The following is an 11,675-nucleotide window of genomic DNA, read 5'->3' as shown; positions in this document are numbered from 1 at the left end:
ATTGCCAGAATCAATTGTCAAAGAAACCATCAACCACTAACATGGAAGACGGGGCATAACAAACTAATTCGTCGACTATGACACACTGTTGAGTTCTCAAGAATCACACGCGCACCGCGCTTGGCCTCTCAGCCAGGCCGTCGGGGCAACCTGCAGAAACTTACCGGGTTTCATTCCCCTCGTCAACTTGGCGCTGACTCGGTTTCTGTCGCCCGTGTCGACGCGTGCTGCACCTGGGACCTGGTGACCTCTCGGCCGGGGTTTTGGTGCCGCTCGCGGCGACAGGAAGAACATTACACAGGCGTGTCCGGGGCATCAAATCGGGGGGCATCTGTGGCCAACATGCACTCGGCGCACGCTCACGAGCGGCCTCGGCGGCGCCTCTCGAGCGGCGCAGCCGGGCGGTAGACCGACACCGTCGGATCGCCGGTGATCCAGAACCGCCATGGCCGCTCAGGGGCGCCGCGCAGGCCCACTCGGGGTCCCCTCGAGACCGTGCGGACGGGCTTCCCCAGCTCCAGGTGCACGGGGCCCGTCGCAAGGTCGGCACCGTTGTGCTCGCGAGTCAGGTGGAGCGCGCGCGTGAGCCGCGCAGGCCCGCGGGCCAGGTCGCGGTCCGAGGAGCCCAGTCGGCGGCGCCGCGCGATCTCGATCCCGTCGACGATCTCGCCCGCCCGGAGCAGGCAGGCCGAGGCGATCCCGTCCGGGCCGCAGACCACGTTCGCACAGAAGTGCATGCCGTAGGTGAAGTAGACGTAGAGGTGCCCGGCCGGCCCGAACATCGAGGCGTTGCGGTCGGTACGGCCGCGGTAGGCGTGGGACCCCGGGTCGACGGCGCCGGCGTACGCCTCGACCTCGGTGATGCGGGCCGTCACGCCCGCATGCGAGAGCAGGCCGCCCAGCAGCAGAGGGGCGACCTGCTCCGGCTGTCCGGAGAGGACGTCAGCTAGCTCGCTCACGTCCGCCCGGCCGGGCAGCCAGCGCCACGCGGAGCGCGGTCACCCGGCTGCGCAGCTCGACGAGCTGTTCGCCGACGCGTGTGGGGGCCGTGCCTCCCCGCCCGTCGCGCGAGGCTACGGATCCCTCGGCCGTCAGGACCAGCCGCACCTCGGGGGTGAGGGCGGGAGAGATCGCGGCGTACTCCTCGTCGGTCAGGCCGTCGAGGTCGGTGCCCTTGGCCTCCGCCGCGCGCACGCACGCTCCGGCGAGCTCGTGGGCGATGCGGAACGGCGTGCCCTCCCGCACGAGCCACTCGGCGATGTCGGTGGCGAGCGAGAAGCCCTGGGGAGCAAGCTCGGCCATCCGGTCGGCGTGGTAGACCAGCGTCGCCACCTGCCCGGTGAAGGCGGGCAGGAGCACCTCGAGGGTGTCGACGGAGTCGAAGATCGGCTCCTTGTCCTCCTGGAGGTCCCGGTTGTAGGCCAGCGGGAGCGCCTTGAGCGTCGTGAGCAGCCCGGTGAGGTTGCCGACCAGCCGGCCGGCCTTGCCACGGGCGAGCTCGGAGATGTCGGGGTTCTTCTTCTGCGGCATGATCGACGAGCCCGTCGACCACGAGTCGTGCAGCCGGACGAAGTCGAACTCCTTCGTCGCCCACAGGATGATCTCCTCGGCGATCCGCGAGACGTCGACGCCGACCTGAGCACACACGAACGCGAACTCCGCGACGAAGTCGCGCGCCGCGGTCCCGTCGATCGAGTTGGCGGTCGAGCCGGTGAACCCGAGCTCGGAGGCGACGAGCTCGGGGTCGAGACCGAGGCTCTGCCCGGCCAGTGCGCCCGAGCCGTACGGCGAGTCGGAGGCGACGCGTCGGCGCCAGTCCCCCAGCCGGTCCACGTCGCGCAGCAGTGCCCAAGCGTGCGCGAGCAGGTGGTGCGAGAGCAGCACGGGCTGCGCGTGCTGCAGGTGCGTCCGTCCCGGCATGATCGTCGGCCCGCCCGGACCCGTCAGGTGCGTCTCGGCCTGTCCCGCGAGGGCCTCGACGAGGTCGAGGATGAGCCCCCCCACCACGTCACCGTGGTCGAGCAGGTAGCTGCGGAAGAGCGTCGCGATCTGGTCGTTGCGCGAGCGTCCGGCGCGGAGCTTGCCGCCGACGTCGGCGCCGACCTCCTCGATCAGCAGCCGCTCGAGCGCGCCGTGGACGTCCTCGTCCGAGTCCGCCGGGCGCAGATCGCCCGAGGTGAACCGCTCCGCCAGGACATCGAGGCCGCGGTGCAGCTCGGCCTCCTCCTCGGCGGTGAGCAGTCCCGCCACGCCCAGCGCCTTGGCGTGCGCGTGCGAGCCCGCGATGTCGTAGAGGGCGAGCCGCCAGTCGAAGTGCGTCGATCGCGAGAGCGCCTCCAGCTCCGGCGAGGGCCCGCCCGAGAAGCGGCCGCCCCAGAGCTTGCCCTCCCCCGTGGTGGAGACCGCGGTGGCCTGCTGCTCAGTCAACGCCGAGCTCCATCGCGGCCTCGTCGACGGCCATGTCGACGGTCTCCGCCTCGGCGACAGCCTCGGGGTTCTCCGAGATCTGCTCGAAACCGCCCGCAGGCAGCTCGCCGAACAGGGTTCCGTTCTCGACGAGCACGTTGCCCTGGTCGAGCGGCTGGGCGGCATACAGCTCGAGCTTCGCGCGGCTGTCGGCGATGTCCAGGTTGCGCATCGTCAGCTGCCCGATCCGGTCGGTGGGGCCGAAGGCGGCGTTCTCCACCCGCTCCATCGACAGCTTCTCCGGGTGGTAGGAGAACGCCGAGCCCTCCGTGGCGAGGATGGTGTAGTCGTCGCCGCGGCGCAGCCGGAGCGTGACCGTGCCCGTGACCAGCGAGGCGATCCAACGCTGGATCGACTCGCGCAGCATCAGCGCCTGCGGGTCGAGCCAGCGACCCTCGTAGAGGAGCCGGCCGAGCTTGCGCCCCTCGACGTGGTAGTTCGCGAGGGTGTCCTCGTTGTGGATGGCGTTGAGGAGGCGCTCGTACGCCGCGAAGAGCAGCGCCATGCCGGGCGCCTCGTAGATGCCGCGCGACTTCGCCTCGATGATCCGGTTCTCGATCTGGTCCGACATGCCGAGACCATGGCGCCCGCCGATCGCATTCGCCTCGAGGACGAGAGCGACCGCGTCGTCGTACCGCTTGCCGTTGATGGCGACGGGACGCCCCGCCTCGAACGTGATCGTCACGTCCTCGGTCTCGATGGCGACGGCGGGGTCCCAGAACCGCACGCCCATGATCGGCTCGACGGTCTCCAGCGAGACGTCGAGGTGCTCGAGGGTCTTCGCCTCGTGGGTCGCACCCCAGATGTTCGCGTCGGTGGAGTAGGCCTTCTCGGTGGAGTCGCGGTACGGCAGGCCGTGGGCGAGAAGCCACTCGCTCATCTCGTGGCGGCCGCCGAGCTCGGTGACGAAGTCCGCGTCCAGCCAGGGCTTGTAGATGCGCAGCTCCGGGTTGGCCATCAACCCGTAGCGGTAGAACCGCTCGATGTCGTTGCCCTTGTAGGTCGACCCGTCGCCCCAGATGTGGACGTCGTCGGCCTGCATCGCCCGGACCAGGATCGTGCCCGTGACGGCACGGCCCAGCGGCGTGGTGTTGAAGTACACCTTCGCGCCGGAGCGGATGTGGAAGGCGCCGCAGGCGAGCGCCGCCAGCCCCTCCTCGACCAGCTGCGGCTTGATGTCGACCGCGCGGGCGATCTCGGCGCCGTACTGACGGGCGCGGTCGGGCACGCCGGAGATGTCCGGCTCGTCGTACTGCCCGATGTCGGCGGTGTAGGTGCACGGCACGGCGCCCTTGTCGCGCATCCACGCGACCGCGACCGAGGTGTCCAGCCCGCCGGAGAACGCGATGCCGACGCGCTCGCCCTGCGGAAGGGAGGTCAGGACCTTGCTCACTAGTTGCTCATCTCTCCTGTGCTGCGTCGGTGTCGTGCGGGTCGTCGGCGGGATGCTGCTCAGCCAGGGCGAGGATCCGTCTCGCCAGGTCGCTGCCGCCGTGCGGGTCACGACCGATGACGAGGACGGTGTCGTCGCCCGCGATCGTGCCCAGGATGTCGGGGAACTCCGACTTGTCGAAAGCCGAGGCCAGGAACTGCGCGGCGCCGGGCGGCGTCCGCAGCACCACCAGGTTGGCGCTCGCCTCAGCGGAGACGAGGAGCTCGGCGCACAGCCGTTCCAGGCGGTGGCGGCCCGCGGCTGACTCCCCCGGCGCGACGGGACGGCGGTCGCCGCCCTCGGCCGGCACCGCGTAGACCAGCGCTCCGTTCGGGGCGCGGACCTTCACGGCGTCGAGCTCGACGAGGTCGCGCGACAGGGTTGCCTGCGTGACCTGGACGCCGTGCTCGGCGAGCAGGTCGGCCAGCTCGCCCTGGGACCGGACCCCCTGGCCCGTCACCAGCTCGACGATGAGCTGATGGCGAGCGCTCTTGGTCGAGGGTCGCAGCGCGGACTCCGTCATGACAGGCCGTTCTCCGCCGCAAGGAACGCCAGGATCGCCTTCTGGGCGTGCCGACGGTTCTCCGCCTCGTCCCAGACGACGCTGCGGGGGCCGTCGATCACGGAGGCCGCGATCTCCTTGCCGCGGTAGGCCGGCAGACAGTGCATCACGATGGCGTCGGGCTTCGCCTTCGCGAGGAGCGCCTCGGTGACGGCGTACGGCGAGAAGACGGCCAGCCGTTGCTCCGCCTCGTCCTCACGACCCATCGACACCCACGTGTCGGTCACGACGACGTCGGCGTCCGCGACCGCCTCGGCCGGGTCAGTGACCCCCACCGCCGATCCGCCGGTGGCCTTGCCGATCTCATTGGCCCGCTCGAACATCTCCTTCGCGGGCGCGTAGCCGTCCGGGGCGCCGATGACGATGTGCATCCCCGCCAGCGCCCCGGCCAGCAGCCACGAGTTGCCCATGTTGCAGGCGCCGTCGCCGACGAACGCCACGCGCAGCCCCGCCAGGCTCTGCCCGTCGGAGGCCTTGTGCTCCCGGAGGGTGAGCAGGTCGGCGAGCAGCTGGCAGGGGTGGAAGTCGTCGGTCAGCGCGTTGACGACACCGACGCCGGCGTACGCCGCCATCTCCTCGAGCCGGCTCTGGGCGTAGGTGCGCCAGACGATCATGCTGGCCTGGCGTCCGAGCACGCGCGCGACGTCGGAGACCGACTCGCGACGGCCGATGCCGGCGAGGTTCCCGTCGACCAGCATGGGGTGCCCACCGAGCTCGGCGATGCCGGCCGCGAAGGAGGCCTGTGTGCGCAGCGTCGGCTTGTCGTAGATGGTGGCGACGGTGCGAGGACCGGCCAGCGGCTTCGCTGCGTAGGGGTCGGCCTTGAGGCTCGCGGCGAGGTCGAGGACACGGCCGAGCTCCTCGGGGGTCAGGTCGTCGTCGCGCAGGAAGCTGCGGGTCACGAGTGGGCCTCCGCCACGATCGCCGGCCACGCGCCCAGGAACGCCTCGGCGTCGTCGTCGGCGAGGACGAGCGGCGGCGCGAGGCGCACGCGGTTCGAGGTCGCGTTGTTGACGATGAAGCCGGCCCGCAGCGCGGCTGCGGTCACCTCCGCGGCCTTGTCGGTGGTGAGGACGACGCCGATCAGCAGTCCCTCGCCGGTCACCTCCGCGACGTGCGGGTCGGCCGCAAGGCCGTCGCGCAGCTTCTGGCCGAGCACGACTGCGTGCTCGAGCAGGCCCTCGCTCTCGATCGTCCGGATGACCGCGAGGCCTGCCGCGCACGCCACCGGGTTGCCGCCGAAGGTGGTGCCGTGGTTGCCGGGCTCGAGGAGCGTCGCCGCTCGGCCCAGGCCGACGCAGGCACCGATCGGGAAGCCACCGCCGAGGCCCTTGGCCAGCGTGACGATGTCGGGGGTGACGCCCGAGGAGTGCGACGCCAGCCACCGACCCGTCCTGCCCATCCCCGACTGGATCTCGTCGAACCAGAGCAGCGCCCCGTGGTCGTCCGCGATCGCGCGGGCGGCGGCGAGGAAGCCCTCCGGCGCCACGACCACACCCGCCTCGCCCTGGATCGGCTCGACGACGATCGCCGCGGTCTCGTCGGTCACGGCGGCGGCGAGGGCGTCGGCGTCGCCGTACGGCACGAAGGTGACGTCGCCGGGGAGCGGCTCGAACGGAGCCCGGTAGGCCTCCTTCGACGTCAGCGCCAGGGATCCCATGGTGCGACCGTGGAACGAGCCCGACATCGCCACCAGGTGCCGGCGGCCGGTGCGGCGGGTGAGCTTGAACGCGGCCTCGTTGGCCTCCGTGCCGGAGTTGGCGAAGAAGACCCGGCCGCCGAGGGTCTCGATACGCTCGCTGGCGCTCGCTACTCGACCAGCGGTCCGGTCGCTGGTCGAGTAGCCCGAGCCGCCAGGCGCGGGCGTATCGAGACCCACGAGCTGGAGGAGCTTCTCCGCGAGGGCGATCTGGGGCGCCGAGGCGAAGAAGTTCGAGATGTGCCCGAGGGTCTGCAGCTGCGTGGAGACCGCCTCGACGATCGCCGGGTGCGCGTGACCGAGCGCGTTGACCGCGATGCCGCCGAGGAGGTCGACGTACTCGCGGCCGTCCTCGTCCCACACGTGCGCGCCCTTGCCGCGGGCGAGCACCAGCTTGGGCGGGCCGAAGGTGTTCATGAGCGCGCTCTGGTAGCGCTCGGTGAAGCCGGTCGAGGTGCTCATCGGTGCACAGCCTTCCTGATCTTGGTGTCGACGCCCGGGAGGACCTGGGTGCCGATGCCCTCGTCGGTGAAGATCTCGAGGAGCACGGCGTGGGGCTCGCGGCCGTCGACGACGGTGGCTCCCGGCACGCCGCGCTCGACCGCCATCAGGCAGGCCCCCATCTTGGGCACCATGCCGCTCGCCAGCGACGGCATCAGCTCCGCGAGAGCCTCGGGGCTGATCTCCCCGATCACGTCGTCGCTGTCCGGCCAGTCGCGGTAGAGCCCCTCGACGTCGGTGAGGACAAGGAGCTTCTCAGCGCCCAGCGCGACGGCGAGGGCCGCCGCGGCGGTGTCGGCGTTGACGTTGTGCACCTGTCCGGTCGTGTCCGGCGCCACGCTCGAGATGACGGGGATGCGTCCGGCCTCGATGACGTCGAGCACGGCTTCGGGCCGCACCGAGGTCACCTCGCCGACGAGGCCGAGGTCGACCTCCTCGCCGTCGACGATCGTGTTGGTGCGGCTGGCCGTGAAGAGACCGGCGTCCTCACCTGAGAGGCCGACCGCGAGCGGACCGTGCTGGTTGAGCAGCCCGACGAGCTCTCGCTGGACCTGTCCGACGAGGACCATGCGGACGACGTCCATCGCCTCGGGCGTCGTCACTCGCAGGCCACCGCGGAACTCCGACTCGATCCCGAGCCTGTCGAGCATGGCGGAGATCTGCGGCCCACCGCCGTGCACGACCACGGGCTTGAAGCCCGCGAGCCGCAGGAACGCGATGTCCTCGGCGAAGTCGACCTTGAGCGACTCGTCGGTCATGGCGTTGCCGCCGTACTTGATGACGATGATCTTGCCGTTGTACTTCTTCAGCCACGGCAGCGCCGCCGCGAGCGTCGCCGCCTTCGCGGTGTCGACCGCCGCCTTGGTCTGCAGGCCGGATCCGGTGTCGCTCATGAGCTGTAGGCGCTGTTCTCGTGCACATAGGCGAGGGTCAGGTCGTTGGTCCACACGGTGGCCGACGCCGCGCCGGCCTTGAGGTCGATGGTCACCGTCACGTCGCGCTGCTCCAGGTCGATGCCGGTCGGGTCCTCCGCGGGAGCCGAGCTCCGGCAGACCCACACGTCGTTGAGGGCGACGTCGAGGTCGGCCGGGTCGAAGGCGGCCTGCGTCGTGCCGACACTGGCGAGGATGCGGCCCCAGTTGGGGTCCTTCCCGAAGATCGCGGCCTTGAACAGGTTGCTCCTGGCGACCGAGCGCGACACCTCGACGGCCTCGTCCTCGCTCGCGGCGTTGAGGGTCGTGATCGCGATGGAGTGGTCGGCGCCCTCGGCGTCCGCGAGCAACTGGAGGGCGAGGTCGGTGCAGACCTCGGTCAACCGTGCCGTGAACTCCTCGGGCGACGGGCTGATCCCGCTCGCGCCGCTCGCCAACAGGCTCACCGTGTCGTTGGTCGACATGCACCCGTCGGAGTCGAGCCGGTCGAAGCTCACCCGAGTGGCGGCACGCAGGGCCTTGTCCAGGTCCGCGGCGGGCACGACCGCGTCGGTGGTGATGACGACGAGCATCGTGGCCAGGGCCGGGGCGAGCATGCCCGCGCCCTTGGCCATGGCGCCGATCGACCATCCCTCGCCTTCGACGACGACCTGCTTGGCGACGGTGTCGGTCGTCATGATCGCGTGCGCGGCGTCGTCGCCGCCGTCGGCCGACAGCGCCGCGGCGGCCGCGTCGACGCCGCCCAGCAGGATCTCGCGGTCGTTGAGCAGGCCGATCAGGCCGGTGGAGCACACGACGACGTCGCCGGCGCCGATGTCGAGGTGGCCGGCCACCCGCTCCGCAGTCGCGTGGGTGGTCTGGAACCCCGCGTGGCCGGTGTAGCAGTTGGCGCCGCCGGAGTTGAGGACCACGGCCTTGACCACGCCGTCCTTCGCGACCTCCTTGCTCCACAGCACCGGGTTGGCCTGACAGCGGTTGCCGGTGAAGACGTTGGCGGCGTCGAAGTGCGGACCCGTGTTGACGACGAGCGCGAGGTCCTTGTTGCCCGACGCCTTGAGGCCGGCGGTGACGCCGGCCGCGACGAACCCCTTCGGGTGGGTGACACTCATGGCGCGAGTCCGATCGTGCTCAGGCCCAAGGCCTCGTCGAGGCCGAGGGCGAGGTTCATGCACTGGACGGCGGCGCCGGCCGTGCCCTTGGTGAGGTTGTCGACCGCGCCGACGGCGACGAGTCGCCCGGCCGCCTCGTCGACCGTGACCTGCAGGTGGACGGCGTTGGAGCCGGTCACCGACTTCGTCTGCGGCCACTGGCCCTCGGGCAGCAGGTGGACGAACGGCTCGTCGGCGTAGGCCTTCGCGTAGGCGGCGCGCACCTCGTCCGGACCGATGCCGGGCCGCAGCCGCGCGGTGCAGGTCGCGAGGATGCCGCGCGGCATCGGCACGAGGAGCGGGGTGAAGCTGACGGTGACCGTGCCGTCGGCGAGTGCCGAGAGGTTCTGGGTGATCTCGGGGGTGTGCCGGTGGACGCCGCCGACGCCGTACGCGCTCACGTTGCCGGCGGTCTCGCTGCCGAGCAGGTGCGCCTTGGCCGCCTTGCCGGCGCCACTGGTCCCGCTGGCGGCGACCACCACGACGTCGTTCTCGATGAGCCCGGCAGCGACGGCCGGCGCCAGCGTGAGCGACGAGACGGTCGGGTAGCAGCCGGGCACGGCGATCCGGCTCGCGCCGGCGAGCCGCTCGCGGTTGCCGGGGAGCTCGGGCAGGCCGTAGGGCCACGTGCCGGCGTGCTCGGAGCCGTAGAACTGCTCCCACGCGGCAGCGTCGACGAGGCGGAAGTCGGCACCACAGTCGATGACGACGGTGCTCTCGGGCAGCGCAGCCGCCACCGCGCCGGACTGGCCGTGCGGCAGCGCGAGGAAGACGACGTCGTGTCCGCTCAGCGTCTCGATGGTCGTCTCCTCGAGCACCCGGTCTGCGAGCGGGAGGAGGTGAGGCTGCAGACTGCCTAGGGCCTGCCCGGCGTTGGAGGCACCGGTGAGGGCGCCGATCTCGACCTCGGGGTGGCCGAGCAGCAGACGCAGCAGCTCCCCTCCGGCGTACCCACTCGCGCCGGCGACCGCCACGCGCGTCACGGCGTGTTCTCCGTCAAACATGTGCATGACTATACATGCGACTGCATGTGAATGTGTCATCGCCTCGAAACCGGTGAAGGCACGCTGAAAGCGGCGTGAAACCGACGACGGAGAGAGTAATCGGCATGAATCCATCCACGACACTCGCGGTCAGCGCTGAAGGCCTCGTCAAGAGGTTCGGCGACGTCATCGCCGTCGACCGGATCGACCTGGAGGTTCGCCGCGGCGAGGTCTTCGGTGTGCTCGGGCCGAACGGAGCAGGCAAGACGACGACGCTCTCGATGCTCGCGACCCTGCTGCCGATCGACGGGGGCCGGGCCAGCATCTTCGGCGTCGACGTCGCCTCGTCGCCCCACCAGATCCGACAGCTCGTCGGGGTCACCGGTCAGTATGCGTCTGTCGACGAGAACCTGACGGCGACCGAGAACCTCTACCTCTTCGGCCGCCTGCTCGGGCTCTCCAAGCCCCGTGCGAGGGCCACTGCCGAGGACCTGCTCGGGCGGTTCGGCCTCGAGGAGGCGGCGAGCCGGCAGATCAAGGGCTTCTCCGGCGGCATGCGACGCCGGCTCGACCTGGCCGCCTCGCTGATCGCCCAGCCGCCGTTGATCTTCCTCGACGAGCCCACGACCGGCCTGGACCCGCGCACGCGCGGTCAGATGTGGGACACCATCCGCGAGCTCGTCGCACACGGCTCGACGATCCTGCTCACGACCCAGTACTTGGACGAGGCCGACCAGCTGGCCGACCGGATCGCGGTCATCGACCGTGGCCGCAAGGTGGCCGAGGGCACCCCCGAGCAGCTCAAGACGTCGGTCGGCAACTCGACCCTGCACGTGAGGCTGGCCCACCGCGACGCCACGGGGCAGGCCGCCTCCATCGTCGAGCGCGTCGTCGGCGAGGCGCCCGTCCTCACCCCCGAGGCCGGAGGGCTCAACATCGCGCTCCCCGACCCCAACCGCGCCGCCGACGTGCTGATCGCACTGCGCCAGGCGGACCTGTCGATCGCCACGGCCACGGTGCGGCAGCCCACGCTCGACGAGGTCTTCCTCGCGCTGACCGGTCATCACAGCGAGGCCGACGTGGTCCCCGACGCAGACGAGGAGGTGGCCTGATGACCGCCCAGACGCTTCTCCCCGACGCAGGAGTCGACGCCCCGGCACGGCCCCTCAGCCCTCGACCGAGCCTGAGCGACACGCTGACGCAGACGTCCGCGATGGCCTGGCGCGCTTTGAAGAAGATGCGCCGCAACCCGGAGCAGTTCTTCGACGTCACTCTGCAGCCCATCCTGTTCACGGCCATGTTCGCCTACGTCTTCGTTGGCGCGGTCTCCGGCTCGGTGCAGGCCTACCTGCCTCTGATGATCCCGGGCATCCTCGCCCAGACGGCGCTGACCGCCTGCATGGCGACCGGCACGCAGATGCGCGAGGACATGGACAAGGGCGTCTTCGACCGGTTCAAGGCGATGCCGATTGCGAGGATCGCTCCGCTGGCCGGCCCGATGATGGCGGACCTGCTCCGCTACGGCATCGCGGCGACGATCACGATCGTGGTCGGCATGGTCATGGGCTACCGCCCCGAGGGCGGCGCCTTCGGCGTCCTCGCCGGCTGGCTGCTCACGGTCGTCTCGGGCTGGTCGCTGGCCTGGATCTTCGCCTGGCTCGGCACGGTGGCCCGCTCCGCTCAAGCGGTGCAGGGCATCGGCATGATGATCATGTTCCCGCTGACCTTCCTGTCGAACGCCTACGTCCCGGCCACGACGATGCCCGAGTGGCTCCAGACCTTCGTCACGATCAACCCGGTCTCGCACGTGGTGACGGCCGTGCGCGACCTGATGAACGGCAACGGCGTCACGGCCCAGGTCGGCTGGGCGCTCGTCGCCTGCGCGGTGGTCGTGGCGATCTTCGCGCCGCTGGCCGTGCGCAGCTACAGCCGCAAGATGTGACAGCCTGCCC

General features: G+C 70.7%; 11 protein-coding genes. 2 read left to right on the top strand and 9 right to left on the bottom strand.

The genetic code is table 11. From position 1 onward, the window contains the following. Positions 1-359: 359 nt before the first annotated feature. From ACYQ1K_RS25695 to argC, 9 genes are read right to left on the bottom strand one after another with little or no spacing between them, the layout of a single operon-like run. A complete protein-coding gene (locus ACYQ1K_RS25695) occupies positions 360-959 on the bottom strand; it encodes a DNA-3-methyladenine glycosylase (RefSeq protein ID WP_459986391.1) in 600 nt (199 codons plus the stop codon). Then, the gene (gene argH, locus ACYQ1K_RS25690; RefSeq protein WP_459986390.1) at positions 943-2,427 is read right to left on the bottom strand and encodes an argininosuccinate lyase; all 1,485 of its coding nucleotides are present in this window, start codon (positions 2,425-2,427) and stop codon (positions 943-945) included. The genes ACYQ1K_RS25695 and argH overlap by 17 nt, the downstream gene beginning before the upstream one ends. Next, entirely contained in the window at positions 2,420-3,859 is a 1,440-nt protein-coding gene (gene argG, locus ACYQ1K_RS25685) for an argininosuccinate synthase (RefSeq protein ID WP_459986389.1), read from the bottom strand. The genes argH and argG overlap by 8 nt, the downstream gene beginning before the upstream one ends. Positions 3,860-3,866: 7 nt before the next feature. Further along, the gene (locus ACYQ1K_RS25680; protein ID WP_459986388.1) at positions 3,867-4,421 is read right to left on the bottom strand and encodes an arginine repressor; all 555 of its coding nucleotides are present in this window, start codon (positions 4,419-4,421) and stop codon (positions 3,867-3,869) included. After that, on the bottom strand, positions 4,418-5,362 hold the full coding sequence (gene argF / locus ACYQ1K_RS25675) for an ornithine carbamoyltransferase (RefSeq protein ID WP_459986387.1): 945 nt from the start codon (positions 5,360-5,362) through the stop codon (positions 4,418-4,420). Before argF ends, ACYQ1K_RS25680 begins: the two co-directional genes overlap by 4 nt. Continuing rightward, positions 5,359-6,621: an acetylornithine transaminase gene (locus ACYQ1K_RS25670; RefSeq protein ID WP_459986385.1), complete on the bottom strand. Its 1,263-nt coding sequence runs from the start codon at positions 6,619-6,621 to the stop codon at positions 5,359-5,361. The genes argF and ACYQ1K_RS25670 overlap by 4 nt, the downstream gene beginning before the upstream one ends. Then, on the bottom strand, positions 6,618-7,553 hold the full coding sequence (gene argB, locus ACYQ1K_RS25665; protein WP_459986384.1) for an acetylglutamate kinase: 936 nt from the start codon (positions 7,551-7,553) through the stop codon (positions 6,618-6,620). Before argB ends, ACYQ1K_RS25670 begins: the two co-directional genes overlap by 4 nt. After that, a complete protein-coding gene (gene argJ, locus ACYQ1K_RS25660) occupies positions 7,550-8,701 on the bottom strand; it encodes a bifunctional glutamate N-acetyltransferase/amino-acid acetyltransferase ArgJ (RefSeq protein WP_459986382.1) in 1,152 nt (383 codons plus the stop codon). Before argJ ends, argB begins: the two co-directional genes overlap by 4 nt. After that, positions 8,698-9,744, bottom strand: coding sequence for an N-acetyl-gamma-glutamyl-phosphate reductase (gene argC / locus ACYQ1K_RS25655; RefSeq protein ID WP_459986381.1), 1,047 nt, complete (start codon positions 9,742-9,744; stop codon positions 8,698-8,700). Before argC ends, argJ begins: the two co-directional genes overlap by 4 nt. A gap of 104 nt (positions 9,745-9,848) precedes the next feature. Between argC and ACYQ1K_RS25650 the strand changes: the two genes are divergently transcribed. After that, on the top strand, positions 9,849-10,835 hold the full coding sequence (locus ACYQ1K_RS25650; RefSeq protein WP_459986380.1) for an ATP-binding cassette domain-containing protein: 987 nt from the start codon (positions 9,849-9,851) through the stop codon (positions 10,833-10,835). Continuing rightward, entirely contained in the window at positions 10,835-11,665 is an 831-nt protein-coding gene (locus ACYQ1K_RS25645; protein ID WP_459986379.1) for an ABC transporter permease, read from the top strand. Before ACYQ1K_RS25650 ends, ACYQ1K_RS25645 begins: the two co-directional genes overlap by 1 nt. The last annotated feature ends 10 nt before the right edge of the window (positions 11,666-11,675 follow it).

This window comes from Nocardioides sp. AN3, assembly GCF_054653495.1.
This window is presented reverse-complemented; position numbering and strand designations above follow the sequence as displayed.